Origin of the sequence: Enterobacter sp. S-33, from assembly GCF_028735835.1 — a bacterium.
Classification (GTDB): Bacteria; Pseudomonadota; Gammaproteobacteria; order Enterobacterales; family Enterobacteriaceae; genus Enterobacter; species Enterobacter vonholyi.
Map to the genome: position 1 here is coordinate 1,034,002 of NZ_CP117838.1, position 25,980 is coordinate 1,059,981.

25 protein-coding genes and 1 other RNA gene are annotated in these 25,980 nt (G+C 53.8%); 21 read left to right on the plus strand and 5 right to left on the minus strand.

Translation table 11 applies throughout. The features are described 5' to 3' along the window. Nucleotides 1-137 precede the first annotated feature (137 nt). The 8 genes from tig (at nt 138) to PUP35_RS04830 (ending at nt 9,852) form a co-directional block, all read left to right on the plus strand. Complete coding sequence (gene tig, locus PUP35_RS04795; RefSeq protein WP_133293885.1) at nt 138-1,436, plus strand: trigger factor; 1,299 nt, start codon at nt 138-140, stop codon at nt 1,434-1,436. A 260-nt stretch (nt 1,437-1,696) separates the two neighbouring features. Beyond that, nucleotides 1,697-2,320 (plus strand): ATP-dependent Clp endopeptidase proteolytic subunit ClpP, encoded by a 624-nt coding sequence (gene clpP / locus PUP35_RS04800; protein WP_010428105.1) that lies wholly within the window; start codon nt 1,697-1,699, stop codon nt 2,318-2,320. Between the two features lie 126 nt (nt 2,321-2,446). Further along, nucleotides 2,447-3,721, plus strand: coding sequence for an ATP-dependent protease ATP-binding subunit ClpX (gene clpX / locus PUP35_RS04805; protein WP_023310570.1), 1,275 nt, complete (start codon nt 2,447-2,449; stop codon nt 3,719-3,721). 182 nt (nt 3,722-3,903) lie between these two features. Then, nucleotides 3,904-6,258, plus strand: coding sequence for an endopeptidase La (lon, locus tag PUP35_RS04810; protein WP_274242228.1), 2,355 nt, complete (start codon nt 3,904-3,906; stop codon nt 6,256-6,258). A gap of 210 nt (nt 6,259-6,468) precedes the next feature. Beyond that, a complete protein-coding gene (hupB, locus tag PUP35_RS04815) occupies nt 6,469-6,741 on the plus strand; it encodes a nucleoid-associated protein HU-beta (protein ID WP_002444653.1) in 273 nt (90 codons plus the stop codon). Nucleotides 6,742-6,953: 212 nt separating this feature from the next. Next, nucleotides 6,954-8,825 carry a peptidylprolyl isomerase gene (gene ppiD / locus PUP35_RS04820; protein WP_274242229.1) on the plus strand — a complete coding sequence of 624 codons (1,872 nt, stop codon included), beginning with the start codon at nt 6,954-6,956 and terminating at the stop codon, nt 8,823-8,825. A gap of 148 nt (nt 8,826-8,973) precedes the next feature. Next, the gene (locus PUP35_RS04825) at nt 8,974-9,354 is read left to right on the plus strand and encodes a helix-hairpin-helix domain-containing protein (RefSeq protein WP_133293886.1); all 381 of its coding nucleotides are present in this window, start codon (nt 8,974-8,976) and stop codon (nt 9,352-9,354) included. Nucleotides 9,355-9,453: 99 nt separating this feature from the next. Further along, nucleotides 9,454-9,852 (plus strand): YbgC/FadM family acyl-CoA thioesterase, encoded by a 399-nt coding sequence (locus tag PUP35_RS04830; protein WP_136195263.1) that lies wholly within the window; start codon nt 9,454-9,456, stop codon nt 9,850-9,852. Nucleotides 9,853-9,913: 61 nt separating this feature from the next. Here PUP35_RS04830 and queC read toward each other — a convergent pair whose 3' ends face one another. Together queC and PUP35_RS04840 are read right to left on the minus strand one after the other, a co-directional pair. After that, complete coding sequence (gene queC / locus PUP35_RS04835; protein WP_274242230.1) at nt 9,914-10,609, minus strand: 7-cyano-7-deazaguanine synthase QueC; 696 nt, start codon at nt 10,607-10,609, stop codon at nt 9,914-9,916. 66 nt (nt 10,610-10,675) lie between these two features. Further along, nucleotides 10,676-12,376, minus strand: a complete 1,701-nt coding sequence (locus tag PUP35_RS04840; protein WP_274242231.1) for an SgrR family transcriptional regulator — start codon at nt 12,374-12,376, stop codon at nt 10,676-10,678. Nucleotides 12,377-12,477: 101 nt separating this feature from the next. Here PUP35_RS04840 and cof point away from each other — a divergent pair, with 101 nt between their 5' ends. After that, complete coding sequence (cof, locus tag PUP35_RS04845) at nt 12,478-13,296, plus strand: HMP-PP phosphatase (RefSeq protein WP_115874355.1); 819 nt, start codon at nt 12,478-12,480, stop codon at nt 13,294-13,296. A 40-nt stretch (nt 13,297-13,336) separates the two neighbouring features. Here the strand turns inward: cof and PUP35_RS04850 are convergent, their stop codons facing one another. Further along, complete coding sequence (locus PUP35_RS04850; RefSeq protein ID WP_274242232.1) at nt 13,337-14,386, minus strand: PLP-dependent cysteine synthase family protein; 1,050 nt, start codon at nt 14,384-14,386, stop codon at nt 13,337-13,339. Between the two features lie 112 nt (nt 14,387-14,498). On the opposite strand from PUP35_RS04850, the gene PUP35_RS04855 reads away from it, so the two are divergent. The 5 genes from PUP35_RS04855 (at nt 14,499) to amtB (ending at nt 20,418) form a co-directional block, all read left to right on the plus strand. Then, nucleotides 14,499-14,957: an Lrp/AsnC family transcriptional regulator gene (locus PUP35_RS04855; RefSeq protein ID WP_008503307.1), complete on the plus strand. Its 459-nt coding sequence runs from the start codon at nt 14,499-14,501 to the stop codon at nt 14,955-14,957. Between the two features lie 30 nt (nt 14,958-14,987). Then, nucleotides 14,988-16,760, plus strand: coding sequence for a SmdA family multidrug ABC transporter permease/ATP-binding protein (locus PUP35_RS04860; RefSeq protein WP_223581444.1), 1,773 nt, complete (start codon nt 14,988-14,990; stop codon nt 16,758-16,760). Next, nucleotides 16,753-18,534 (plus strand): SmdB family multidrug efflux ABC transporter permease/ATP-binding protein, encoded by a 1,782-nt coding sequence (locus PUP35_RS04865; protein ID WP_111963408.1) that lies wholly within the window; start codon nt 16,753-16,755, stop codon nt 18,532-18,534. The genes PUP35_RS04860 and PUP35_RS04865 overlap by 8 nt, the downstream gene beginning before the upstream one ends. A 220-nt stretch (nt 18,535-18,754) precedes the next feature. Next, nucleotides 18,755-19,093, plus strand: coding sequence for a P-II family nitrogen regulator (glnK, locus tag PUP35_RS04870; protein ID WP_008503304.1), 339 nt, complete (start codon nt 18,755-18,757; stop codon nt 19,091-19,093). Between the two features lie 35 nt (nt 19,094-19,128). Further along, nucleotides 19,129-20,418 carry an ammonium transporter AmtB gene (amtB, locus tag PUP35_RS04875; RefSeq protein WP_115874359.1) on the plus strand — a complete coding sequence of 430 codons (1,290 nt, stop codon included), beginning with the start codon at nt 19,129-19,131 and terminating at the stop codon, nt 20,416-20,418. A 96-nt stretch (nt 20,419-20,514) separates the two neighbouring features. Here amtB and tesB read toward each other — a convergent pair whose 3' ends face one another. Then, nucleotides 20,515-21,375, minus strand: a complete 861-nt coding sequence (gene tesB / locus PUP35_RS04880) for an acyl-CoA thioesterase II (RefSeq protein ID WP_023310585.1) — start codon at nt 21,373-21,375, stop codon at nt 20,515-20,517. A gap of 200 nt (nt 21,376-21,575) precedes the next feature. Here tesB and PUP35_RS04885 point away from each other — a divergent pair, with 200 nt between their 5' ends. Continuing rightward, nucleotides 21,576-22,103: a YbaY family lipoprotein gene (locus PUP35_RS04885; protein ID WP_024906833.1), complete on the plus strand. Its 528-nt coding sequence runs from the start codon at nt 21,576-21,578 to the stop codon at nt 22,101-22,103. 33 nt (nt 22,104-22,136) lie between these two features. On the opposite strand, the gene PUP35_RS04890 is transcribed toward PUP35_RS04885, so the two are convergent. Beyond that, nucleotides 22,137-22,448 carry an MGMT family protein gene (locus tag PUP35_RS04890; protein WP_032664021.1) on the minus strand — a complete coding sequence of 104 codons (312 nt, stop codon included), beginning with the start codon at nt 22,446-22,448 and terminating at the stop codon, nt 22,137-22,139. Nucleotides 22,449-22,620: 172 nt separating this feature from the next. Between PUP35_RS04890 and ffs the strand changes: the two genes are divergently transcribed. From ffs to PUP35_RS04920, 6 genes are all read left to right on the plus strand, one after another. Beyond that, an RNA gene (ffs, locus tag PUP35_RS04895) (signal recognition particle sRNA small type) lies at nt 22,621-22,717 on the plus strand. Between the two features lie 162 nt (nt 22,718-22,879). After that, complete coding sequence (locus tag PUP35_RS04900) at nt 22,880-23,929, plus strand: N-acetylmuramidase family protein (protein WP_271366904.1); 1,050 nt, start codon at nt 22,880-22,882, stop codon at nt 23,927-23,929. After that, on the plus strand, nt 23,926-24,534 hold the full coding sequence (locus PUP35_RS04905; RefSeq protein WP_127729783.1) for a hypothetical protein: 609 nt from the start codon (nt 23,926-23,928) through the stop codon (nt 24,532-24,534). Before PUP35_RS04900 ends, PUP35_RS04905 begins: the two co-directional genes overlap by 4 nt. Before the next feature lie 93 nt (nt 24,535-24,627). Continuing rightward, on the plus strand, nt 24,628-25,047 hold the full coding sequence (locus tag PUP35_RS04910) for a hypothetical protein (protein ID WP_244599404.1): 420 nt from the start codon (nt 24,628-24,630) through the stop codon (nt 25,045-25,047). A 435-nt stretch (nt 25,048-25,482) separates the two neighbouring features. After that, nucleotides 25,483-25,734, plus strand: coding sequence for a hypothetical protein (locus tag PUP35_RS04915; protein WP_032638522.1), 252 nt, complete (start codon nt 25,483-25,485; stop codon nt 25,732-25,734). Continuing rightward, the gene (locus PUP35_RS04920; protein ID WP_023310588.1) at nt 25,731-25,946 is read left to right on the plus strand and encodes a hypothetical protein; all 216 of its coding nucleotides are present in this window, start codon (nt 25,731-25,733) and stop codon (nt 25,944-25,946) included. The genes PUP35_RS04915 and PUP35_RS04920 overlap by 4 nt, the downstream gene beginning before the upstream one ends. The last annotated feature ends 34 nt before the right edge of the window (nt 25,947-25,980 follow it).

Sequence of the window (25,980 nt, forward strand, 5' to 3'; positions counted from 1 at the left end):
CTATAATGCCGCGTCTTATTGAATGTCTTCGGGATGATTCTGGCGACAGGGAATGTGAATCTGCACTAAGAGAGCATCCCGGTATAACAGACAGATTCAGAGTTGACCGAGCACTGTGATTTTTTTGAGGTAACAAGATGCAAGTTTCAGTTGAAACCACTCAAGGCCTTGGCCGCCGTGTAACGATTACTATCGCTGCTGACAGCATCGAAACTGCTGTGAAAAGCGAGCTGGTCAACGTAGCAAAAAAAGTACGTATTGACGGCTTCCGCAAGGGCAAAGTACCAATGAATGTTGTTGCTCAGCGTTATGGCGCTTCCGTGCGTCAGGATGTGCTGGGTGAACTGATGAGCCGCAACTTTATCGATGCGATCATCAAAGAAAAAATCAATCCGGCCGGCGCGCCGAACTACGTTCCAGGCGAATACAAACTGGGCGAAGACTTCACCTACTCCGTAGAGTTCGAAGTGTACCCGGAAGTTGAGCTGAAAGGTCTGGAATCTATCGAAGTTGAAAAGCCAGTTGTTTCCGTGACTGACGAAGATGTTGACGGCATGCTGGAAACCCTGCGCAAGCAGCAGGCGAACTGGAAAGAGAAAGAAGGCGCTGTTGACGCTGAAGACCGTGTCACCATCGACTTCACCGGTTCTGTAGACGGCGAAGAGTTCGAAGGCGGTAAAGCGTCTGACTTCGTACTGGCAATGGGCCAGGGGCGTATGATCCCAGGCTTCGAAGACGGTATCAAAGGCCACAAGGCTGGCGAAGAGTTCACCATCGACGTGACCTTCCCGGAAGAATACCACGCTGAAAACCTGAAAGGGAAAGCAGCAAAGTTCGCTATCAACCTGAAGAAAGTTGAAGAGCGCGAACTGCCAGAACTGACTGAAGAATTCATCAAGCGTTTCGGCGTGGAAGATGGTTCCGTAGCGGGTCTGCGTACCGAAGTGCGTAAGAACATGGAACGCGAACTGAACGGCGCGGTGCGTAACCGTGTGAAATCTCAGGCGATCGAAGGTCTGGTTAAAGCCAACGAAATCGACGTTCCAGCTGCCCTGATCGACAGCGAAATCGACGTTCTGCGCCGTCAGGCTGCACAGCGTTTCGGTGGCAACCAGCAGCAAGCGATGGAACTGCCGCGCGAGCTGTTCGAAGAGCAAGCGAAACGCCGCGTTGTTGTTGGCCTGCTGCTGGGCGAAGTGATTCGTACCCACGAGCTGAAAGCTGACGAAGAGCGTGTGAAAGGCCTGATCGAAGAGATGGCTTCTGCATACGAAGATCCATCAGAAGTGATCGAGTTCTACGGTAAGAACAAAGAGTTGATGGACAACATGCGCAACGTTGCCCTGGAAGAGCAGGCTGTTGAAGCGGTACTGGCGAAAGCGAAAGTGACCGAAAAAGCGACCTCTTTCAACGAACTGATGAACCAGCAGGCGTAATTTCGCCCCAACGGTTTAAAGTTTGAACAGAAAACCCGTTGCCTTGCGGCAGCGGGTTTTTTTTATCGCAGCTATAGCCCAGGAAGAGTGCTAAAACGCCCTTTCGGTGTTAGCGTAACAACAAAAGGTTGTTATGCTTGAAATAGGGCACTGTAAACCCCATAAGTACGTAATCACGATGAATGAGACTGGCTGATAATCCGTCCGTAAGGTTACAATCAGTACAGCAGGTGTTTTCAATTTTGATCCAGGAGACGGAAATGTCATACAGTGGCGAACGAGATAACTTTGCACCCCATATGGCTCTGGTGCCAATGGTTATTGAACAGACCTCACGTGGTGAGCGTTCTTTTGATATCTATTCCCGTCTGCTCAAGGAACGCGTTATCTTTCTGACTGGCCAGGTGGAAGACCATATGGCTAACCTGATCGTGGCGCAGATGCTGTTTCTGGAAGCGGAAAACCCGGAAAAAGACATTTACCTGTACATTAACTCCCCGGGTGGCGTGATTACAGCAGGGATGTCCATTTATGACACCATGCAATTCATCAAACCTGATGTAAGCACTATCTGTATGGGTCAGGCTGCATCTATGGGCGCGTTCCTGTTAACAGCAGGAGCGAAGGGTAAGCGTTTCTGCTTGCCAAATTCCCGCGTGATGATTCACCAGCCGCTGGGCGGTTATCAGGGGCAGGCGACGGATATCGAAATCCACGCCCGCGAAATTCTGAAAGTAAAAGCGCGCATGAATGAACTTATGGCGCAGCATACGGGTCAACCACTCGAGCAGATCGAGCGCGATACCGAGCGCGATCGCTTCCTCTCTGCTCCAGAGGCAGTTGAGTACGGCTTAGTCGACTCCGTGTTGACCCATCGTAATTGATGCCCGCGACGCGAGTGTGCCGCTATACTAAGGTAGGGCGGCACGCTGCTCATTGCAGCTTGCGTCTTAGAATGGCATTTGCGTCGTCATGTGCGGCACAAAGAACTTAAAAAGAGGTTTGGACTCATGACAGATAAACGCAAAGATGGTTCGGGCAAACTGCTGTACTGCTCTTTTTGCGGCAAAAGCCAGCATGAAGTGCGTAAACTGATTGCCGGGCCGTCCGTGTATATCTGCGACGAATGTGTCGATTTATGTAACGACATTATTCGCGAAGAGATTAAAGAAGTCGCACCGCACCGTGAGCGCAGCGCGCTGCCAACACCGCATGAAATTCGTCATCACCTTGACGACTACGTCATCGGTCAGGAGCAGGCCAAGAAAGTGCTGGCGGTAGCGGTCTATAACCACTACAAACGTCTGCGTAACGGCGACACCAGCAATGGCGTAGAACTGGGTAAAAGTAACATTCTGCTGATCGGCCCAACCGGTTCCGGTAAAACGCTGCTGGCTGAAACCTTGGCGCGTCTGCTCGATGTTCCGTTCACGATGGCGGATGCCACCACCTTGACCGAGGCCGGTTACGTGGGTGAGGACGTTGAAAACATCATTCAGAAACTGCTGCAGAAGTGCGATTACGACGTACAGAAAGCCCAGCGCGGGATTGTTTACATCGATGAGATCGACAAGATCTCCCGCAAATCAGACAACCCGTCCATCACCCGTGACGTATCGGGTGAAGGCGTACAGCAGGCACTGCTGAAGCTGATTGAAGGTACGGTCGCCGCCGTTCCGCCACAGGGTGGTCGTAAACATCCGCAGCAGGAGTTCCTGCAGGTTGATACCTCCAAGATCCTGTTCATCTGTGGTGGTGCGTTTGCTGGTCTGGATAAAGTCATCTCCCACCGTGTTGAAACCGGCTCCGGCATTGGTTTTGGCGCAACGGTGAAATCGACGTCCGAAAAACCAAACGAAGGCGAACTGCTGTCTCAGGTTGAACCGGAAGATCTGATCAAATTCGGTTTGATCCCTGAGTTCATCGGCCGTCTGCCGGTTGTGGCAACGCTGAATGAGCTGAGTGAAGACGCGCTGATCCAGATCCTGAAAGAGCCGAAAAATGCGTTGACCAAGCAGTATCAGGCGCTGTTCAATCTGGAAGGCGTTGACCTGGAATTCCGCGACGAAGCGCTGGATGCTATTGCCAAGAAAGCGATGGTCCGTAAAACCGGTGCTCGTGGTCTGCGTTCAATTGTTGAAGCAGCACTGCTCGACACCATGTACGATCTGCCGTCGATGGAAGACGTTGAGAAAGTGGTGATTGACGAGTCCGTTATTAGCGGTCAAACCAAGCCGCTGCTGATTTACGGCAAACCGGAAGCGCAGCAGGCATCTGGCGAATAATTCACCAAATCATACAAGCAGTTAATCAAAAAGGGGGGATTTTATCTCCCCTTTACTTTTTCCGTATTCATAGCGTTGAATGTGTGGGAAACATCCCCATATACTGGATACATGTTAATGGTTATGTGAAGCACAGTAACATGACCAGCTTACCTGGCGGACACTAACTAAGAGAGAGCTCTATGAATCCTGAGCGTTCTGAACGCATTGAAATCCCCGTATTGCCGTTGCGCGATGTGGTGGTTTATCCGCACATGGTCATACCCTTATTTGTAGGGCGGGAAAAATCTATCCGTTGCCTCGAAGCCGCCATGGATCATGATAAAAAAATCATGCTGGTGGCGCAGAAAGAAGCATCAACGGATGAGCCGGGTGTAAACGATCTTTTCACCGTCGGGACCGTGGCCTCTATTTTGCAGATGCTGAAGCTGCCTGACGGCACCGTGAAGGTACTGGTAGAAGGCCTGCAGCGTGCGCGTATTACCACTCTGTCAGACGACGGCGAACACTTCTCTGCCAAGGCAGAGTATCTTGATTCGCCTGAGCTTGATGAGCGCGAACAGGAAGTGCTGGTTCGCACCGCGATTAGCCAGTTTGAAGGCTACATCAAGCTGAACAAGAAAATCCCACCAGAAGTGCTGACGTCGCTGAACAGCATCGACGATCCTGCGCGCCTGGCGGACACCATCGCTGCCCATATGCCGCTGAAGCTGGCTGACAAGCAGTCCGTGCTGGAAATGTCCGACGTTAACGAGCGTCTGGAATACCTGATGGCGATGATGGAGTCTGAAATCGATCTGCTGCAGGTTGAGAAGCGCATTCGCAACCGCGTGAAAAAGCAGATGGAGAAATCTCAGCGTGAGTACTATCTGAATGAGCAAATGAAGGCCATTCAGAAAGAACTGGGCGAGATGGACGACGCGCCGGACGAAAACGAAGCCCTGAAGCGTAAGATCGACGCGGCGAAGATGCCGAAAGAGGCGAAAGAGAAGGCCGAAGCAGAACTGCAGAAGCTGAAAATGATGTCTCCAATGTCGGCTGAAGCGACCGTTGTACGCGGCTACATTGAGTGGATGGTGCAGGTTCCGTGGAACGCCCGCAGCAAGGTCAAAAAAGACCTGCGTCAGGCACAGGAAATCCTGGATACCGACCACTACGGCCTGGAACGCGTGAAAGACCGCATTCTTGAGTACCTCGCGGTACAAAGCCGTGTAAACAAAATTAAAGGCCCAATTCTGTGCCTGGTAGGACCGCCGGGGGTGGGGAAAACCTCTCTGGGTCAGTCCATCGCCAAAGCGACCGGACGTAAGTATATCCGTATGGCGCTGGGTGGCGTGCGCGATGAAGCGGAAATCCGCGGTCACCGCCGTACCTACATCGGTTCTATGCCGGGTAAACTGATCCAGAAGATGGCGAAAGTGGGAGTTAAAAACCCGCTGTTCCTGCTCGATGAGATCGACAAAATGTCGTCGGACATGCGTGGCGACCCTGCGTCTGCACTGTTGGAAGTGCTTGATCCAGAACAGAACGTGGCGTTCAGCGATCACTACCTGGAAGTGGACTACGACCTGAGCGATGTGATGTTCGTAGCGACCTCCAACTCCATGAACATTCCGGCCCCGCTGCTGGACCGTATGGAAGTGATCCGTCTCTCGGGCTATACCGAAGACGAGAAGCTGAATATTGCTAAGCAGCACCTGCTGCCGAAACAGATTGAGCGTAACGCGCTGAAAGCCAATGAGCTGACCGTTGAGGACAGCGCGATTATCGGCATCATTCGTTACTACACCCGTGAAGCGGGCGTGCGTAGCCTTGAGCGTGAAATCTCGAAGCTGTGTCGTAAAGCGGTGAAACAGCTGCTGCTGGATAAGAGCCTGAAACAGATTGTGATTAACGGCGACAATCTGCATGCCTATCTCGGCGTTCAGCGCTTCGACTACGGCCGCGCGGACAACGAAAACCGCGTTGGTCAGGTGACCGGACTCGCATGGACGGAAGTGGGCGGCGATCTGCTGACCATCGAAACCGCCTGTGTACCGGGTAAAGGCAAACTGACCTACACCGGCTCGCTGGGTGAAGTGATGCAGGAATCTATCCAGGCTGCGCTGACCGTGGTGCGCGCGCGAGCGGAGAAACTGGGAATTAACCCTGATTTCTACGAAAAACGCGACATCCACGTGCACGTACCTGAAGGGGCGACGCCAAAAGATGGTCCAAGCGCGGGTATTGCCATGTGTACCGCTCTGGTTTCCTGCCTGACCGGGAACCCTGTGCGTGCCGATGTGGCAATGACCGGTGAAATTACGCTGCGTGGCCAGGTTCTGCCGATTGGTGGTTTAAAAGAAAAACTGCTGGCGGCACACCGCGGTGGGATCAAAACCGTATTGATCCCTTACGAAAACAAACGCGATCTGGAAGAGATTCCGGACAACGTGATTGCCGATCTGCAGATCCATCCTGTTAAGCGAATTGAGGAAGTTCTCAGTCTCGCTTTGCAGAATGAACCCTCCGGAATGCAGGTTGTAACCGCAAAATAGTGACCTCGCGCAAAGAGCGTCAATAAAAACAAGGCTGGTAAGTGATTTCGCACTTGCCAGCCTTTTTTTGTATAGCTAATTTAGATTGCTGATTAGGTCAGCCATCAACAACGGGTGTTGTAAGGTCATGGCAGGCCTGATATAACTGCTGCGCGGTCGCGTTGTGAAGGATTCAGGCGCGATATAAATTATAAAGAGAGGAAGAGAACAGTGAATAAATCTCAACTGATTGACAAAATTGCTGCTGGTGCTGATATTTCTAAAGCTGCAGCTGGACGTGCGTTAGATGCATTAATTGCTTCTGTTACTGAATCTCTGCAGGCTGGGGACGACGTTGCACTGGTAGGCTTCGGTACTTTTGCTGTTAAAGAGCGTGCTGCCCGTACTGGCCGTAACCCTCAGACCGGTAAAGAGATCACCATTGCTGCTGCTAAAGTGCCGGGTTTCCGTGCAGGTAAAGCGCTGAAAGACGCAGTAAACTGATTGCTTTCCCGTTTCAGGGAAGCCGGAAAGTACAAGGGCGCATCATTTGATGTGCCTTTTTTGTTTGTCCAGACCTGATTTGTGCGAGTTTATGCGAGTTGTGGGCTGACAATCGCCCCGTTTTCTTGTCACAATACGCCTTCACGCGCGACGGGCAGGATTTTCCGTCAGCGTCAGGTAACCAGTCACCTACAGCGGAGTGTTGTTACACCATGATGGACAGCTTACGCACGGCTGCTAACAGTCTCGTGCTCAAGATTATTTTCGGTATCATTATCGTGTCGTTCATATTGACCGGCGTGAGCAGTTACCTTATTGGCGGTGGCGCAAACTACGCCGCAAAAGTGAATGGCCAGGAGATCAGCCGCGGTCAGTTCGAGAATGCTTTTGCCGGTGAACGTAACCGTATGCAGCAACAGCTGGGCGACCAATTCTCTGAACTGGCGGCGAACGAAGGGTACATGAAGACTCTGCGCCAACAGACGTTGAACCGTCTTATCGACGAAGCGCTGCTCGATCAGTATGCCAAAAAAATCGGCCTTGGCATTAGTGATGAGCAGGTGAAAAAAGCCATCTTCTCCACCCAGGCCTTCCAGTCTAACGGTAAATTCGACAACGCGCGTTACAACAGTATCGTCAACCAGATGGGGATGACGGCCGATCAGTACGCTCAGGCGCTGCGTAACCAGCTGACCACCCAGCAGCTCATCAATGCTGTCGTGGGCACCGATTTCATGCTCAAAGGTGAAACGGACGAACTGGCCGCGCTGGTGGCACAGCAGCGTGTTGTACGCGAAGCGACCATTGATGTTAACGCCCTGGCGGCGAAACAGCAGGTGAGCGACGCTGACGTTAACGCCTGGTACGAACAGAACAAGAATTCTTTTGTTTCTCCAGAGCAGTTCCGCGTGAGCTACATCAAGCTGGATGCGGCCGCGCTGCAGGAAACCGCGTCTGATGCAGAGATCCAGTCTTACTACGATCAGCATCAGGATCAGTTCACTCAGCCCCAGCGTAACCGCTACAGCGTGATTCAGACGAAAACCGAGGCTGATGCTAAAGCGGCGCTGGATGAGCTGAACAAAGGCGCTGATTTCGCGACCGTTGCGAAAGCGAAATCCACCGACATTATCTCGGCGAAAAACGGCGGTGATATGGGCTGGCTGGAAGACGCGACCACGCCTGACGAGCTGAAAAATGCCGGTCTGAAAGAGAAAGGCCAGCTTTCTGGCGTCATTAAGTCTTCCGTCGGTTTCCTGGTCGTGCGTCTGGACGACATCACCGCGGCGAAAACCAAGCCGCTGGCTGACGTCCGCGATGATATCGCAGCGAAAGTGAAACAGGAAAAAGCGCTGGATGCCTACTACGCGCTGCAGCAGAAGGTTAGCGATGCTGCCAGCAACGACAACGAATCTCTGGCAGGTGCAGAGCAGGCGGCGGGCGTGAAGGCGGTTGAAACTGGCTGGTTTGGTCGTGACAACCTGCCGGAAGAGCTGAACTTCAAGCCGGTTTCTGATGCCATCTTCAACGGTGGTCTGGTGGGCGAGAACGGCACGCCGGGCAGTAACTCTGACATCATTACCGTCGACGGCGATCGTGCGTTTGTGTTGCGCGTCAGCGAGCATAAGCCAGAAGCGGTCAAACAGCTGGCGGAAGTGAAGGATCAGGTCATCGCTCAGGTTAAGCACAACAAAGCGGAACAGCAGGCGAAACTGGATGCTGAGAAGATTCTGTCCGATCTGAAAGCGGGTAAAGAAGACGCGCTGAAAGCGGCTGGCCTGAGCTTCGGTGAAGCGAAAACGCTGAGCCGTACCGGTCAGGACCCTATCAGCCAGGCCGCGTTTGGGCTGACTCTGCCTGCGAAGGACAAGCCAAGCTTCGGTACTACCACCGATGCGCAGGGTAACGTCGTTCTGCTGGCACTGGATGAAGTGAAAGCCGGCACCTTACCAGAAGCACAGAAGAAAGCGATGGTTCAGGGAATTACCCAGAACAATGCCCAGATTGCCTTCGAAGCCATGATGAGCAACCTGCGTAAAGAAGCCAAAATCAAGCTGGGTGATGTAATGACTCAGCAGCAGTAATTACGTGTCTGCTCGCAGATTTTCGTAACGCTCTGCAAAAACTAAAGGCCGCTTTCGCGGCCTTTTCCATTTCTGCAATCTGCTGTTTGTGCCGGTTTGAACTGGCGGCTATCGTGACGTGGCTGTCAACAAACAAGGAGATAACAGCATGAAATGTGGAATCAAAGCACTGTTAATTACGCTGGCTATTGCCACCACCGGGATGAGCGCGGGCGCGATGGCGTCGGCTCCCGCCGCCAAATCACAAACTACCCAGAGCAAGTCCGACGCGGCAGCGCCGGTGCAAGGGCAAACCAAAGCGATTGACGCCGGTAAAAATGCGGATGATGACGGTACGCGGGTCAGTATCAATTCTGCCTCTGCGGAAGATCTGGCCCGCGCGATGAATGGTGTCGGCCTGAAAAAAGCGCAGGCCATCGTCAGCTACCGCGAAGAGTATGGTCCTTTCAAAACGGTCGACGATCTCAAACAGGTGCCGGGCATGGGCAGCGCGCTGGTTGAGCGCAACCTCTCACACCTGACATTGTAATTACGCAATTTCTTGCACTGCGGCAAAATTTTGCCAGGATAAAGAGGTCATACCAGTTATGACCTCTCATCCTACAATAACAGTAAAGGCTATTGCGCTATGCAGACAAAAATCAAAGTACGCGGTTTTCATCTCGACGTTTATCAGCATGTGAACAATGCTCGCTATCTTGAGTTTCTTGAAGAAGCCCGCTGGGACGGGCTGGAAAACAGCGAAAGCTTTCAGTGGCTGACCGCGCACAACATCGCGTTCGTGGTCGTCAATATCAATATCAACTACCGCCGTCCGGCCGTGCTGGGCGATGTGCTCACGGTGACAAGCCAGGTGCAGCAAATCAATGGCAAAAGCGGGGTGTTAAACCAGGTGGTGACGCTCGATCCAGAAGGGCAGGTGGTGGCTGATGCGCTGATCACCTTTGTCTGTATCGATCTGAAAACGCAGAAAGCGCTGCCGCTGGAAGGGGAGTTGCGTGAAAAGCTGGAGTTGATGATCGCGTAAGACTTGTTAAGGCGTACTCGTGCTGTCGACACCCGTTTTGCGACAGCACGGTCAAGTAGCCCTATTTAAGGCCGGTCTTTTTCTGCATTGCGGCCATCACGCCGGCTTTATCGGCAAGATAGTGGTTCAGTCCGTTAGCGCGAAGATTACAGGCCGCGCACTGGCCGCAACCGTCGCCTTTGATACCGTTATAGCAGGTGAGCGTTTCGCTGCGAACCAGGTCCAGCTTGCCCCAGTAATCCGCCAGCGCCCAGGTTTCGGCTTTATCCAGCCACATGAGCGGAGTTTCAAAGCGCGTCTCTTTCGCCATCCCCAGATTGACGGCGTGGTTTAGCGCTTTCACGAACTCATCACGACAGTCCGGGTAGCCGGAGAAGTCGGTCTCGCAAACGCCCGTAATCACCGCTTCGGCTTTTACCTGATAGGCGTAGATCGCCGTCAGGGTCAGGAAGAGGATATTACGGCCCGGCACGAAGGTATTCGGAATGCCGCTGGCATCAGGTTCGTAGTCCGGGACGGGAATACTGTCGCGTGTGAGGCTGCTCACGGCCAGTTCATTTAACAGCGTAACGTCCAGCACCTTGTGCGCGCGTGCACCCAGTTTCAGGGCAAGTTCACGGGCAACGTCGATTTCAGCGCGGTGGCGCTGACCATAATCGAAAGTGACACAGTGAACTTCATCGAACTGATGAAGGGCCTGAACCAGGCAGGTAGTAGAGTCTTGTCCTCCGCTGAACACGACGACGGCACGTTTCATAAATCATCTCGACTGTTACGGTAAAAACGTTATGTTACCGTCTGCCTGTGGCGGCGACCAGCTTCTTCACGATTTAGGGGCGGGCAGCCAGGCTTCGGTAAAGTCAAACCAGCCGCGGGTATTGAGGCGTATACCATTCACGCCAGGCGGAGCACTGATTTGGTATTGATAATTAAAGAGTGGCGTCAGCACCGCACTCTCCATTAGCTGGTTAAAGATGGCTTGCAGTCCCGCGTGTCTATCCCGAGCCTCTGCCTGCGTCTGTACCGCATCCAGCGTCGCTTGCAAATGGGCGTAAGCCGGTGCGCTAATAACGTGCGGCCAGAGGGCATCGCAGCGCAGCCACTGTTCCAGCGTATATTCTGGCGCTTCGCCAATAAGCCTGTCGCCCATCATGATGTCTGCATCGGCAAGCTCCAGGCATCCGTCCCACGTCTTGGCGTCGTGAAAGATGACGGTCAGTTCACACCCCTGTAGCGCCAGGTATGCCTTCAACTGGCTGGCCATGGTGTGAAGCTCAACAGGGAGATGATAAACCAGCGTCAATGCTTCAGGGAGGGTTACACCCGATAAATCAGGCCATTCGGGGATGGTCCAGCCGGGAAGCAGTTCCTGAGTTGGCGTGATGAGCCCTTCGTTAAGTGGAAGGGTGTGGAGAAGCCGGGAGAGATGAATGATATTGATAAGCCGCTTTGCCTGGAGCTCACTCAGGCGTGCGCTCTGTTTTAGCGTAAGGTAACAGAACCCCAGACTGGTGCTGCTGCTTACCAGCCGCAGACTTTCCAGCTCGTCGGCCTCGCCGATCGCGATTTGCACCGGGTGACGACAGCTGGTACCCAGCCTGTAATCAAAAAGCTGGGGTGTGATCCAATATTCGATGGCTTTGAGCAGCGGATGACTCAGGTGATACTGCTCATGGCTTTCCAGACGAACCAGGTCGGGCTCAAAGGCAGCCAGCCGAAAGGGGCCAGAGCCAACCGAAGGATGGTCGGGATGCGCCAGACGGCTACAGTAGGTTGCCAGCCTGTGCGGTAGCCAGTAGTCAGGTTGATGCAGCGTAAACGTCAGACACTGTGGATGCGTTGTCTCAATATTTAAGACACTCTGTAACAGGGTGCGCAGGGCGGGGAGCGTCAACAGCGCTGTCAGACTTCGCTGGAGTTGCGCCGTTTCTATTTTATCGCCGTTATGCCAGTGAAGGGTGGAGCGAATGTAGAAATGCCAGCGCATGCCGTCAGCAGAGACATCCCAGTGATGCGCCAGATCGCCCGTGGGTTCACTGCTGTTACCGTTAAAACGCGTCAAGCCTGAGAACACCTGTCCTGCCAGATGCTGCTCCGCCCGACCAGGTAAGAACCCCGGCTGCAGCGGCTCCAGGGAGCGATAGTAAGGAATGCGCAGCGTCGGCGTATCGTTTTGCCACTGCCCGCCCAAAAAAGGATGCAGTAATGACCGCAGCGCTTCAGGGGCAAGCTGGGCCAGTTCCAGCGCGTTATGCTGCTGCCCGCTCTTCAGCGCCTCCTCCATCATCGCATTGCGCAGTGACTCCGGCGCGACATGAAACGTCAGCTCACCGCGCTTACCGCGGCCAGACTGCCCTCGCCAGCTCAGCCAGCCCGCCTCCTGGGCCTGACGCAGCAACGTTCGGACATGCCGCTCGCTGCAAAAACAGCGGGCAGCCAGCTCGCTGATAGTGACCTGTTGCGTTGCACCCAGGGAAGGCTGCCAGAGGCGGTGATACTGATTGAGTCGATTGAGCTGGCGCATAAGAAACCCGGAACAATAATTTTCATCTATTCACTATTACTTCCGTATATCTCACACGATACTGATGCACAAGTTAACCGCATCACATTTCGGGAGTAATCATGGCTCGGCTCGCTGCATTTGATATGGACGGTACGCTGTTAATGCCGGATCACCGTTTAGGGGAAAAAACCCTGAACACGCTGAAACGCCTGCACGAGCGTGATGTTACCCTGACGTTTGCCACTGGCCGCCATGTGCTGGAGATGCGCCATCTGCTTGGTGCGTTTTCCCTCGACGCTTTTCTGATTACCGGCAACGGGACGCGAATTCATTCTATAGAAGGCGATGTACTGCACCGTCAGGATCTCAATCCGGAAGTGGCGGATATCGTGCTGCACAGCACCTGGGACACTAAGGCCAGTATCCACGTCTTTAACGATCGGGGCTGGTTTACCGGAAGCGAAATCCCGGAATTATTGCACGCGCATGTATACAGCGGCTTCAGGTACCAGCTTATCGATCTGCGTCGGATCCCCGCCCATGCGGTCACTAAGATCTGTTTCTGTGGCGATCACGACGATCTGTGTCGCTTACGGATTCAGCTGAATGAGGCGCTGGGCGACCGGGCGCATCTGACCTTCTCGGCGGTTGATTGTCTGGAAGTGCTGCCGGTGGGCTGTAACAAAGGTTCCGCTCTGGCGGTTCTGAGCGACCACCTGGGCTTAACGCTGCAGGAGTGTATGGCGTTTGGTGATGCCATGAACGACCGCGAAATGCTGGGTAGCGTAGGTCGCGGTCTGATCATGGGGAATGCGATGGCGCAGCTGAAAGCAGAACTTCCCCATCTGCCGGTTATTGGCCACTGCCGCAATGAAGCAGTGTCTCATTTTTTGACTCATTGGCTGGACAACAACAATCTCCCGTATTCCCCCGAATAGTGAGACCCTTCCAGCAAGCCAGACTTCGGTCTGGCTTTTTTTATTTCACCAGTTCTGCAATCTGCGCTTTCCACGGGGCGATATCGCCGATGTTGGCCTGCACCCACTCCGCATTGTAGTAAGTTTCAAGGTAGCGCTCTCCGCTGTCGCACAGCAGCGTGACGATGGAACCGGTGCGGCTCTCTTCACGCATGCGTGCGGCAAGCTGCAGTGCGCCCCACATATTGGTGCCCGTCGATGCGCCCACTTTGCGGCCCAGCTGCGTTTCCAGCCAGTGTGCCGTCGCCACGCTTGCGGCATCCGCCACGCGCATCATCTCGTCCACCACGTCGGGGATGAAAGAGGGCTCCACGCGCGGGCGGCCAATCCCTTCAATTTTACTGCCCACCGGGCTGCGCAGGCCGGCATCGCGATTTTGCCAGTAGTCGAGGAACACGGAGTTTTGCGGGTCAACCACCATCAGCTGGGTATCGTAACCCTGACAGCGGATGTAGCGTCCGATCGTGGCTGACGTGCCGCCGGTACCGGCGCTCATGACGATATAGGACGGAACCGGATGTGGTTCGTGGGTCATCTGGCGGAAAATACTGTCGGCAATGTTGTTATTGCCGCGCCAGTCCGTCGCGCGCTCGGCGAAGGTGAACTGGTCCATATAGTGGCCGTTCAGCTCGCGGGCCAGCATTTCAGAAGCGGCGTAGATTTCGCAGGCGCTTTCCACAAAGTGGCAGCGTCCGCCGTAAAACTCGATCTGTTCAATTTTGCGTTTTGCGGTGCAGGACGGCATCACCGCGATAAACGGCAGGCCCAGCAGGCGGGCAAAATAGGCTTCGGACACCGCCGTTGAACCGGAAGAAGATTCAATGATAGTCGTGCCTTCTTTAATCCAGCCGTTACATAAACCGTATAAAAACAGCGAGCGCGCCAGGCGATGCTTCAGGCTGCCGGTAGGATGGGTGCTTTCATCTTTCAGATAGAGCTGAATGCTGTCAAATCCCGGCAGGGAAAGGCGAATCAGGTGCGTATCCGCCGAGCGCTGATAGTCGGCATTGATTTCGCTGATCGCATGTTTAACCCAGGTGCTATTCATCATCGTTATCCGTTTGTCATTTTGTGCCTAGGATAGCGAAAAGCACAGAAAAAATTGTTGCTATCTGGCCTTTAAAATAGAATGAAGGGAGAAAAATTTTCTCTGAGAGGTGGGTATGCTAGATAAAATTGACCGCAAGCTCCTTTCATTGCTGCAAAGTGACTGTACCCTCTCTTTGCAGGCGCTGGCAGATGCCGTTAATCTGACCACCACCCCGTGCTGGAAGCGTCTTAAGAAGCTGGAAGATGACGGTATTCTTCTGGGGCGCGTCGCGTTGTTAGATCCCGAAAAGCTGGGGCTTGGGTTGACGGCATTTGTGCTGATAAAAACCCAGCATCACAGCAGCGAGTGGTATTGCCGCTTCGTCACCCAGGTGTCTGAGATGCCCGAAGTGCTCGGTTTCTGGCGCATGGCCGGCGAGTACGATTACCTGATGCGCGTCCAGGTGGCCGACATGAAGCGCTATGATGACTTCTACAAGCGGCTGGTGAACAGCGTGCCGGGGTTATCGGACGTCACCTCAAGCTTCGCCATGGAACAGATTAAATACACCACAGCATTACCTATTGAATAACTTCGTAAAATACCTTCAGGAACAAACCGCGTGCGATTATTTGCCCAATTAAGCTGGTACTTTCGTCGGGAGTGGCAACGCTACCTCGGTGCAGTCGCCCTGCTTATTATCATTGCCATCCTGCAGCTGATCCCGCCGAAAGTGGTGGGCTACGTCGTGGATGGCGTCACCGAACAGCATTACACCACCGCACGGGTGTTGATGTGGGTTGGCACGCTGGTGCTGACGGCGGTCATTGTTTATCTGCTGCGCTACGTCTGGCGCGTGCTGCTGTTTGGTGCGTCCTATCAGCTGGCCGTTGAGCTACGTGAAGATTTTTACCGCCAGCTGAGCCGACAGCATCCCGAATTTTATCTGCGCCATCGCACCGGGGATCTCATCGCCCGCGCGACGAACGACGTCGATCGCGTGGTCTTTGCCGCCGGGGAAGGGGTGCTGACGCTGGTGGACTCGCTGGTGATGGGCTGTGCGGTGCTGATCGTGATGTCCACGCAGATCAGCTGGCAGTTGACCCTGCTCGCCCTGCTGCCGATGCCGCTCATGGCTCTGGCGATTAATCGCTATGGTGAACAGCTACACGAGCGTTTTAAGCTGGCGCAGGCGGCGTTTTCGTCGCTGAACGATCGCACCCAGGAGAGCATGACCAGCATCCGCATGATCAAAGCGTTTGGTCTGGAAGACCGGCAGTCTGCGCTGTTTGCCGCCGATGCGGCAGACACGGGGGCGAAAAACATGCGCGTCGCGCGTATCGACGCCCGTTTCGATCCGACGATTTATATCGCAATCGGCATGGCAAATATGTTGGCCATTGGCGGCGGAAGCTGGATGGTAGTGCAGGGCACGCTTACCCTGGGGCAATTGACAAGCTTTGCGATGTATCTGGGTCTCATGATCTGGCCGATGCTGGCGCTGGCCTGGATGTTTAACATCGTGGAGCGCGGCAGCGCCGCCTACAGCCGCATTCGCGCCATGCTGGCCGAAGCGCCGGTGGTCAATGACGGCAGCGAAGTCGTACCGGAAGGACGCGGCGTCATGCATGTCGACGTCCGCAAGTTTGTCTATCCACAAACGGAGCATCCGGTGCTGGAGAACGTCAGCTTTACGCTTCAGCCGGGCCAGATGCTGGGCATCTGCGGCCCGACGGGATCCGGTAAAAGTACCGTGCTCTCTCTGCTCCAGCGCCACTTTGACGTCACCGAGGGCGATATTCGTTTCCATGATATCCCCCTGACGAATCTGCTGCTGGACGAGTGGCGTGGTCGCCTGGCGGTCGTCAGCCAGACGCCGTTTTTATTTTCGGACACCGTGGCGAACAACATCGCCCTTGGCCGCCCTGGGGCGACGCAGGAAGAGATTGAACATGTGGCGCGTCTGGCCAGCGTTCATGATGATATTTTGCGTCTGCCGCAGGGGTACGAGACGGAAGTCGGGGAACGCGGCGTCATGCTGTCCGGCGGGCAAAAACAGCGTATCTCCATTGCCCGCGCGCTGCTGCTGAATGCTGAAATCCTGATTCTGGATGATGCACTTTCCGCCGTGGACGGCCGTACCGAGCATCAAATTCTGCATAACCTGCGCCAGTGGGGCGACGGACGCACGGTCATTATCAGCGCCCACCGTTTGTCTGCGCTAACCGAAGCCAGCGAAATTCTGGTCTTGCAGCACGGGCACATTGCCCAGCGCGGGCAGCATGAAACGCTTGCCGAGCAGCCGGGCTGGTATCGCGATATGTACCGCTATCAACAGCTTGAGGCGGCGTTGGACGATGCGCCGGAAGAAGATGAGGAGGCCGCCAATGCGTAAGCTCGGAACGATGTGGCCGACGCTCAAACGTCTGCTGGCCTACGGCTCGCCGTGGCGTAAACCGCTCTCCGTTGCCGTGCTTTTACTCTGGATTGCGGCGATTGCTGAAGTGAGCGGTCCTTTGCTCATTAGCTACTTCATCGACAATATGGTCGCCAAAAGCTATCTGCCCCTGGGGCTGGTGGCGGGGTTAGGCGTGGCCTACGTTGGCCTTCAGCTGGCGGCGGCAGGGCTGCACTATGCTCAGTCGCTGCTGTTTAACCGGGCTGCCGTGGGCGTCGTGCAGCAGTTGCGCACCGACGTCATGGACGCGGCGCTTCGCCAGCCGCTCAGCGAGTTTGATATCCAGCCGGTCGGGCAGGTAATTTCGCGCGTGACCAACGATACCGAGGTGATCCGCGATCTGTACGTCACCGTTGTGGCGACCGTATTGCGCAGCGCGGCGCTGATTGGCGCGATGCTGGTGGCGATGTTCAGCCTTGACTGGCGCATGGCGCTGGTGGCGATCACCATCTTCCCGGCGGTGTTGATCGTCATGGTGATATACCAGCGTTACAGCACGCCGATTGTGCGCCGGGTTCGCGCCTATCTGGCCGACATCAACGATGGCTTCAACGAAGTGATTAACGGCATGAGCGTCATCCAGCAGTTCCGCCAGCAGGCCCGCTTTGGCGAACGCATGGGAGAAGCCAGCCGTTCGCACTATATGGCGCGTATGCAGACGCTGCGGCTTGATGGTTTCCTGCTGCGTCCGCTGCTGAGCCTTTTCTCTGCGCTGGTGCTTTGCGGGCTGCTGATGCTCTTTGGGCTGAGCTCAAACGGTACGATTGAGGTGGGCGTGCTATACGCCTTTATTAGCTATCTGGGACGCCTTAACGAGCCGTTGATCGAGCTCACCACCCAGCAATCGATGCTGCAGCAGGCGGTGGTCGCCGGTGAGCGCGTGTTTGAGCTGATGGACAGGCCGCGTCAGGCCTACGGCAATGACGAGCAACCTCTGCAAAGCGGGACTATCGCCTTTGATAACGTCTCGTTTGCCTATCGCGAAGATCGGCTGGTGCTTCAGGACATCACGCTTGACGTTCCGTCGCGCGGTTTCGTGGCGCTCGTGGGGCATACCGGCAGCGGTAAGAGCACACTTGCCAGCCTGTTGATGGGCTATTACCCGGTCACGCGCGGCGAAATCCGCCTCGACGGGCGCCCGCTCGCGTCTCTCAGCCACACCGTGTTGCGTAAAGGCGTCGCGATGGTGCAACAGGATCCGGTCGTGCTGGCCGATACCTTCTACGCCAACGTGACTCTGGGGCGAGACTACACTCAGGAACAGGTCTGGGACGTGCTGGAAAAAGTGCAGCTGGCAGAGCTGGCGCGCGGGTTTAGCGATGGGATCAATACCAGGCTGGGCGAGCAGGGCAACAATCTTTCCGTGGGGCAAAAACAGCTCCTGGCGCTGGCGCGGGTGCTCATTGAAACGCCGCAGATCCTGATTCTGGATGAAGCCACGGCCAGTATTGACTCCGGCACCGAGCAGGCCATCCAGCAGGCACTCTCCGCCGTACGCGACCATACGACGCTGGTGGTGATTGCCCACCGTCTTTCCACCATCGTCGATGCCGATACCATTCTGGTGCTACATCGCGGACAGGCCGTTGAACGTGGTACCCACCGTGAACTGCTGGAAGCAAAAGGGCGCTACTGGCAGATGTACCAGCTGCAGCTGGCGGGCGAAGAGCTTGCGGCCAGCGTGCGCGATGAAGAGTCGCTTAGCGCCTGATGCACCAAAATGAGGCGGCGCACTAACAGTCATTCCTGTTGGTGCAAAACTGAAACGCACCATGCACCGGCATGGTGCGTTTTTTTTCACCAGTTTGTTTATCAAGGCCGTGTAATGCTCTGTGCGCCGCCGTTCCCCCCCGTTTGCATTTCTGGCACATCCCTTGCAATACCTTCTGCGTAAGCTACGGCCATTACCGAATTCTGACTGGAGGGGATCTATGAAGCTGGTTACGGTTGTAATCAAACCATTCAAACTCGAAGACGTGCGTGAAGCGTTGTCTTCAATGGGTATTCAGGGACTGACTGTCACCGAAGTGAAAGGCTTTGGTCGTCAGAAGGGTCATGCCGAGCTTTATCGCGGGGCGGAATACAGCGTTAACTTTCTGCCAAAAGTAAAAATTGATGTCGCGATTGCTGACGATCAGCTTGATGAGGTCATTGATGTCATTAGCAAAGCGGCCTATACCGGCAAAATTGGCGACGGCAAAATTTTCGTTGCCGAACTGCAGCGCGTCATTCGCATCCGTACCGGCGAATCTGACGAAGCGGCATTGTAAATAACGCCTGGCACACAGTGATAGGGATCGAGAAAATGAAGATAGCAACACTTAAAACGGGTCTGGGTTCGCTGGCGCTGCTGCCGGGCCTGGCGCTGGCTGCTGCCCCTGCGGTGGCTGATAAAGCCGATAACGCCTTTATGATGATCAGCACCGCGCTGGTGCTTTTCATGTCCATTCCGGGCATTGCGCTGTTCTACGGCGGCCTGATCCGTGGCAAAAACGTTCTCTCCATGCTGACGCAGGTTGCCGTGACGTTTGCGCTGGTCTGCGTGCTGTGGGTGGTTTACGGTTACTCGCTGGCGTTCGGTACGGGCAACGCGTTCTTTGGTAACTTCGACTGGGTGATGCTGAAAAATATTGAGCTGACCGCGCTGATGGGCAGCTTCTATCAGTATATTCACGTGGCGTTCCAGGGTTCCTTCGCCTGTATTACCGTAGGGCTTATTGTGGGCGCGCTGGCGGAGCGTATTCGTTTCTCTGCCGTTCTGATCTTCGTAGTGGTCTGGATGACGCTCTCCTATGTGCCGATTGCGCACATGGTCTGGGGGGGCGGTCTGCTGGCAACGCACGGTGCGCTGGACTTCGCGGGCGGTACCGTTGTACACATCAACGCCGCGGTAGCGGGTCTGGTGGGGGCCTACCTGATTGGCAAACGCGTGGGCTTCGGTAAAGAAGCGTTTAAACCGCACAACCTGCCGATGGTGTTTACCGGTACTGCTATCCTCTACTTTGGCTGGTTTGGCTTCAACGCCGGCTCTGCGAGTGCGGCCAACGAAATTGCCGCGCTGGCCTTCGTGAACACCGTTGTTGCCACGGCGGGTGCGATTCTCTCCTGGGTGTTTGGCGAGTGGGCGGTGCGCGGTAAACCTTCTCTGCTGGGTGCCTGTTCGGGTGCCATTGCCGGTCTGGTTGGTATCACCCCTGCGTGTGGTTATGTCGGTGTCGGCGGCGCGCTGCTGGTCGGCCTGGTGTCGGGTCTGGCGGGTCTGTGGGGCGTCACCGCACTGAAACGTGTGCTGCGCGTCGACGACCCATGCGATGTATTCGGCGTGCACGGCGTGTGCGGCATAGTCGGTTGTATCATGACCGGTATCTTCGCGGCGAAATCGCTCGGTGGCGTGGGTTACGCGGAAGGTGTCACCATGGTTCATCAGGTGCTGGTGCAGCTGGAAAGTATAGCTATCACCGTTGTCTGGTCTGCCGTTGTGGCCTTCATTGGCTATAAGCTGGCGGATATGACGGTGGGTCTGCGCGTACCGGAAGAGCAGGAGCGCGAAGGTCTGGACGTTAACAGCCACGGCGAGAATGCGTATAACGCCTGATAAACAGCAAAACGGCAACCTCTGGTTGCCGTTTTTAATGTGTATTCCCTCTCCCGGTGGGAGAGGGTCAGGGGGAGGGCATCAGGCCGCACACAATCACCCGCGATTACGCATCACCCCTTCCTGCACCGTCGAAGCGACCAGCACGCCGTCCTGAGTATAAAATTCTCCACGCACAAATCCGCGTGCGCTCGACGCTGACGTGCTCTCCACGCTGTAAAGCAGCCACTCATTCATGTTGAACGGACGGTGGAACCACATGGAGTGATCGATCGTCGCGACCTGCATCCCTTTTTCCAGGAAACCAACGCCGTGCGGCTGCAGCGCCACCGGCAGGAAGTTGAAGTCAGACGCATAGCCCAGCAGATACTGATGGACGCGGAAATCTTCCGGCACGGTCCCGTTGGCACGGATCCAAACCTGGCGTTTCGGCTCGGCGGTATGGCCTTTCATCGGGTTGTGGAACTCAACCGGGCGGATCTCCAGCGGCTTATCGCAGAGAAACTTCTCTTTGACCTGAGGGGGAAGCAGATGCGCCAGCGCGCGAGCAATATCCGTCTCTGATTTTAAAGAATCGGGTGACGGAGCCGGGGGCATCACTTTCTGATGCTCGTAGCCTGGCTCCGGCGCCTGGAAAGAGGCCGTCATGTAAAAGATCGGCTTGCCGCTCTGAATGGCCGCTACGCGGCGCGCGCTGAAGCTGTTGCCGTCTCGCAGAACTTCAACGTCATACACAATCGGTTTTGCGCTATCGCCAGGGCGTAAGAAGTAGCTGTGGAATGAATGCACCAGACGGTCTGCCGGGACAGTCTCCTTTGCTGCGTACAGTGCTTGTCCGACGACTTGCCCCCCGAATACCTGGCGCAAGCCGAGATCTTCGCTCTGTCCGCGAAAGAGTCCTTCCTCAATTTTTTCCAGATTTAGTAATGTCAGCAGATTGTTCAGTGCCTGACTCATAGTTGTCCTCAATAAACGCCGCAGCGAAAGATAGGCAGAGTATAACGCAGAAATGAAAGTGGTCCGATGGGTAGAATAATCTGAATATCGGCACGTTTTCAGGCATAAATCGGTGATCTGTGCCACACTTGAATACGTTATGTGATTGAAACGACATCGGATGGGATCGATCCCGCTGGTGCATTGATAAGGAGACTTCAATGAAACTCGTGCCCATGCTTAGTGGTGTAGCTATTGCGGTGGCGTTGTCCGCCTGTGCCGGTAAGAGCGCCCAGGTGCCGGTTCCAGCTGCAGATCCGAACGGGATTAACACCCTTTCACAGCAGTCCATTCAGCAGCCTAACGTTTCCGGTACAATCTGGATCAAGCAGAGAGTCGCTCTGCCACCGGATGCGGTACTAACGGTAACGCTGTCTGATGCTTCCCTGGCCGACGCGCCGTCTAAAGTCGTGGCCCAGCGTGCGGTCCGTACAGAAGGTAAGCAGGCGCCATTTAGCTTCGTGTTGCCGTATAACCCGTCGGACGTGCAGCCTAACGCCCGTATTCTGCTGAGTGCAGCGGTAACCATCAACGGTAAGCTGGTCTTTATCACCGACACGGTTCAGGAAGCAATCAACAACGGTGGGACAAAAATCGACCTGAACCTGGTGCCGGTGCAGCAGACCGAAGTACCGGTCGCACCGCAGACCAATCAGCCGTCTCTGCCAACCCCACCGACTCAGATGTAATTCCTGCATTTCCCCTCTCCTCCGGGAGAGGGGTCAATATATCCAGCGAAACTTCTGCAAATCAATCTGACCCGACCCTGTCACCTGGACACCCTCTGAAAGTAACGCCTGACGCTGACGCTGAAGATCCGGCCCGGTGAGCGAAATGTTCCCATGACGATTCACCACGCGATGCCAGGGCAACGTACTGCCTTCCGGTAGCCGTTTCAGGACGCCTCCAACCTGTCGCGCCGCGCGCGGGGAACCGGCCAGGCGCGCAACATCACCATAGGTAGTGACATAGCCTTCCGGGATTGAGGCCACGATTTGCCATACGCGCTGTGGAAAGGAGTCGTGTTCGTCCATACCTTCACCTGTGGGGGGAGTTTCTGGAACGCTATGGTAAACGAAGATCTTCATGATTGCTGCGCCTGTTTGCGCAAGAAACCAGCATCCGGTTCCTGGTCACTTGCAATTGGGCTTTAGCACAGGGATAATGCGCCAGCGCGTTGGTTATCAACGCTCTCAATGGGGGCTCTGTTGGTTCTCCCGCAACGCTACTCTGTTCACCAGGTCAGGTCCGGAAGGAAGCAGCCAGGGCAGACGACGTGTGTGCCGGGATGTAGCTGGCAGGGCCCCCACCCATTTGTGCTCCCAATAACTCCTGTTTTCAGTGTTTACCTGGTGCGGCGCAAGTGGCGTATCAATGCCTGCTGGATGTGAGCAGCTTGATGCTGTCGATCACGAGATGCGGTTTCCCACTAACCGTATATTTTTTCATTTATGAGTACTCAGAAATGGATAATTCTCTCAGACGTTTGTCACCTTTATTGAAAAGTGCCGTAGGAACGCCAGGTAAAGCAGGAAACTTTCAGCGCGACGTGATTATCGTGCAATACCTGTTTAATCTCATTAAGCCTATCATCCAGTATGACATCCCAGAAGATGGGATTATTTCCCCGACATTGATCAGAACCATCAGCCAGTTTCAGTCCATTCATTTGCGTTTCCAGCATCCCGATGGGGTTATTGAGCCAGAAGGGAAGACTTTCCGTGGATTAGTTGCTGCTGCGATGAAATATCCCCTTGCGTCCCAACAATCGTCTTTCGCGTCTTCATTTTTTAGGCAACCTTCTGCCAATGAAAATAGCGTCCGTCAGCTGGTTAACGATTATCTGAGAAAAGAGCGCTACAACGTAGCAGATGAAACCCTTGAGCGAAGCAAGCTGATGGCACCTGGTATTGATGGGGCTGTATCGCTGACGGAACAGGACTTTACTGAAGCCTGGGAAAATCTTAATCGTCGGGTAGAACTGAATATCATCAAAGCTTTTTCTATTGTGGAGTCGGGCGGACGATCTGGGTTTAATGCTTTAAATCTACCGATTATTGCGTATGAAGGGCATATTTTCCGTAAATACACCAAAAGGAAATACGATCAAACCCACCCTTTTTTGTCTTATAAATATGTAAAGAAAGCGGGTCCGGAATGGCAAAAAAACAATATCGACCAGCTTTCTGCATGGAATACCCTGGCGAAGGCTTACGCACTTGATGCCGAAGCTGCGATAAAATCGTGTTCATGGGGGATGTTCCAGATTATGGGGTTTAATTACGAATCGTGCGGTTATAAAGATCTCGGCACATTTTTAAAAGATATGAAGTCAAATGCCGGTAAGCAATTAAATGCTTTTTTACATTTGTGCAATAAGAACAGCTCACTACTGTCGGCAATGGTAAATAAGGACTTTTATAATATGGCATTCAACTATAACGGAAGCGATTTCGGTGATTATGACGTTAAAATTCGCAGAACGTATGAAAGCCTGGAGAAGGGGCGGAGATGAAAATTAAAATGATGCGCATAGTTTGCGGTTTTTCAGTCTTAATGGCGGCGTTTTCTTCGTATGCCACGACGCTACAGTCTGGCGTATATGAAAGTTTGTTACTCGCCGTCTCTCCGACGGGCAATATCACCGGGTATTACTCTGAATCGGCTGAAGACAGCGTAAAACGTACCTGCACTTTCTTTCTGACAGGCCATGTTTCAGCGCAACAGCCAGACACCATCACTTCATGGTCTTCATCTGTGCTCGCGGGCCATATTGCCGCGAATACCGCGGGTGTCACATTAGCCATTCCTGATGGGCAAAACCATGCTGGGTGTATGAATGTGCTGATGCCTGAAATTGCGACAGGTCTGGAACTGGAGAGGACGCGGCTGACACAGTGGCAAACGCTGATGAAGGTAAGCAGCCCGCGGGCTTATCTGAGCTCCACGCCTGATGCCGCGACCCGGCGTAAAGCCTGGATCGTTAAAGGAGACGTAGTAGGGGTAATACAAACCCAGGCTGGCTGGGCAGAGGTAGAGTTTGTCGCCCGTAGCGGAAAAATGACGCACGGCTGGGTGAATAGCAATGACGTTCAGCCGTTAACGCCTCCTGCATCCTGATCGATTTATTTCTCACCCTGAATTCAATATTGCCGGGCGATGCTTTCGCATCGGCAATCTCATTAAGCTAATCCGTAACGCTATTTTCCCCGCATGACCGCACCCTATGACACTGAAAATGAGAGTATAGCTAGCCGTCAAGGGCCCACCCATTTGTGCGACAGATATTCCGCTCCCGCTCTCACGGTAGATGAGATCGAACATGCCCGTCGTATGGCCCTGGCAGGTAAAATTGAAGCGTTCACACAATTTGTGAACTCTTGCCGGAGCGTGATCAAAAACTATGAGCCGCCAGTGTTCAGGTTCACAGGGGAAAATGTGGTCGCTTTATCTTCTTGTACGGCGGTATCTTTAAGGACTGCGGTTAGTCGTCCATATTATGGTTATGTTAAAAAAGCCGTAAAAGATGAACAGCCAGAAGACCTATTTACAGTCAAAGGCAGCAATACGAACCTCCAACCACTGATTGAAGAGGTTGGGCGATCCTACATGGTAGTGGAAAATGTGGCTTAGATGGAGTTTGGTCAAAAGCCATACAAAGCCGGGTCAGCCCCGGTTTTTTTGTGTCTGTCGCATGAGAAAACGGCTTGCCAGTGTATACTTTTGGTGATACAAAATCATTGCCCCACCGCTTTTTAGTGCATTGAAATACATAGGTTTTATTAGAAAAAGCTTAGCTGGCAGGGCCCCTATCCATTTCCGCCCTCATAAAATCTTCCTGCTTTCACCTCTCACTTTTGACTGCTATCCCACAATAATATTATGCCTATATCGTGTAATATATATTTCATCTTGCTGAAATATTATTGTCATAAACCTGTAATAATAGACTGTCATTTTATAATTGGACGTCTATTTTCTTCCAAAACTCGAAAAAATTTATATCTGGATAACATTGTTAACTTCGTGTATTAAATAAAGTACTTATTCCGAAGGGAAGTGACAAACATGGCTACAGCGGTATTAAACGTTAAGATTGATGACGCGCTAAAAGAAAGGCTTCGCCACTATGCGGAACTCAATAACGAGAATTTAAGCGTGACAACAGAGAAACTGCTGCTGCTGGCATTCGAAGCAGTAGAAGAGGCGGGAGTATCGGAAGAGGATATTGATAATCAGCATACGGAAGAAGAGAGTGTTTCTCCTTTTACTCCTAAAGAAATCAAGGCTCTACGTAAACTTCTGAAGAAGAGAAAATGAAACAACAACTGTCAACTGCCAGTGACTACAACGAGGCCTGCGATCTGTTGCGTTCAGGCTACGTGAAGCACGTACGTCTTGGCTGGAATGTTGGAAGCGATGAGTTCTTTCGTATTGCGTCTGACTGGTGTGATACCGGTGCAAAAATAAAGAAAGACGGTGATAATTTCGTTATTTCACTAAAAGGCTTTCCTATTCCTCCTCAGCATTAAACACTGACCAGTGAAAACTGCTGACTGCATCTAT

What these genes read in the sequence shown, in the direction of transcription:
- tig (WP_133293885.1), top strand. Translation starts at nt 138, where the DNA reads ATGCAAGTTTCAGTTGAAACCACTCAAGGCCTTGGCCGCCGTGTAACG.
- clpP (WP_010428105.1), top strand. Translation starts at nt 1,697, where the DNA reads ATGTCATACAGTGGCGAACGAGATAACTTTGCACCCCATATGGCTCTG.
- clpX (WP_023310570.1), top strand. Translation starts at nt 2,447, where the DNA reads ATGACAGATAAACGCAAAGATGGTTCGGGCAAACTGCTGTACTGCTCT.
- lon (WP_274242228.1), top strand. Translation starts at nt 3,904, where the DNA reads ATGAATCCTGAGCGTTCTGAACGCATTGAAATCCCCGTATTGCCGTTG.
- ppiD (WP_274242229.1), top strand. Translation starts at nt 6,954, where the DNA reads ATGATGGACAGCTTACGCACGGCTGCTAACAGTCTCGTGCTCAAGATT.
- PUP35_RS04825 (WP_133293886.1), top strand. Translation starts at nt 8,974, where the DNA reads ATGAAATGTGGAATCAAAGCACTGTTAATTACGCTGGCTATTGCCACC.
- PUP35_RS04830 (WP_136195263.1), top strand. Translation starts at nt 9,454, where the DNA reads ATGCAGACAAAAATCAAAGTACGCGGTTTTCATCTCGACGTTTATCAG.
- queC (WP_274242230.1), bottom strand. Translation starts at nt 10,609, where the DNA reads ATGAAACGTGCCGTCGTCGTGTTCAGCGGAGGACAAGACTCTACTACC.
- PUP35_RS04840 (WP_274242231.1), bottom strand. Translation starts at nt 12,376, where the DNA reads ATGCGCCAGCTCAATCGACTCAATCAGTATCACCGCCTCTGGCAGCCT.
- cof (WP_115874355.1), top strand. Translation starts at nt 12,478, where the DNA reads ATGGCTCGGCTCGCTGCATTTGATATGGACGGTACGCTGTTAATGCCG.
- PUP35_RS04850 (WP_274242232.1), bottom strand. Translation starts at nt 14,386, where the DNA reads ATGATGAATAGCACCTGGGTTAAACATGCGATCAGCGAAATCAATGCC.
- PUP35_RS04855 (WP_008503307.1), top strand. Translation starts at nt 14,499, where the DNA reads ATGCTAGATAAAATTGACCGCAAGCTCCTTTCATTGCTGCAAAGTGAC.
- PUP35_RS04865 (WP_111963408.1), top strand. Translation starts at nt 16,753, where the DNA reads ATGCGTAAGCTCGGAACGATGTGGCCGACGCTCAAACGTCTGCTGGCC.
- glnK (WP_008503304.1), top strand. Translation starts at nt 18,755, where the DNA reads ATGAAGCTGGTTACGGTTGTAATCAAACCATTCAAACTCGAAGACGTG.
- amtB (WP_115874359.1), top strand. Translation starts at nt 19,129, where the DNA reads ATGAAGATAGCAACACTTAAAACGGGTCTGGGTTCGCTGGCGCTGCTG.
- tesB (WP_023310585.1), bottom strand. Translation starts at nt 21,375, where the DNA reads ATGAGTCAGGCACTGAACAATCTGCTGACATTACTAAATCTGGAAAAA.
- PUP35_RS04885 (WP_024906833.1), top strand. Translation starts at nt 21,576, where the DNA reads ATGAAACTCGTGCCCATGCTTAGTGGTGTAGCTATTGCGGTGGCGTTG.
- PUP35_RS04890 (WP_032664021.1), bottom strand. Translation starts at nt 22,448, where the DNA reads ATGGACGAACACGACTCCTTTCCACAGCGCGTATGGCAAATCGTGGCC.
- PUP35_RS04900 (WP_271366904.1), top strand. Translation starts at nt 22,880, where the DNA reads ATGGATAATTCTCTCAGACGTTTGTCACCTTTATTGAAAAGTGCCGTA.
- PUP35_RS04905 (WP_127729783.1), top strand. Translation starts at nt 23,926, where the DNA reads ATGAAAATTAAAATGATGCGCATAGTTTGCGGTTTTTCAGTCTTAATG.
- PUP35_RS04910 (WP_244599404.1), top strand. Translation starts at nt 24,628, where the DNA reads ATGACCGCACCCTATGACACTGAAAATGAGAGTATAGCTAGCCGTCAA.
- PUP35_RS04915 (WP_032638522.1), top strand. Translation starts at nt 25,483, where the DNA reads ATGGCTACAGCGGTATTAAACGTTAAGATTGATGACGCGCTAAAAGAA.
- PUP35_RS04920 (WP_023310588.1), top strand. Translation starts at nt 25,731, where the DNA reads ATGAAACAACAACTGTCAACTGCCAGTGACTACAACGAGGCCTGCGAT.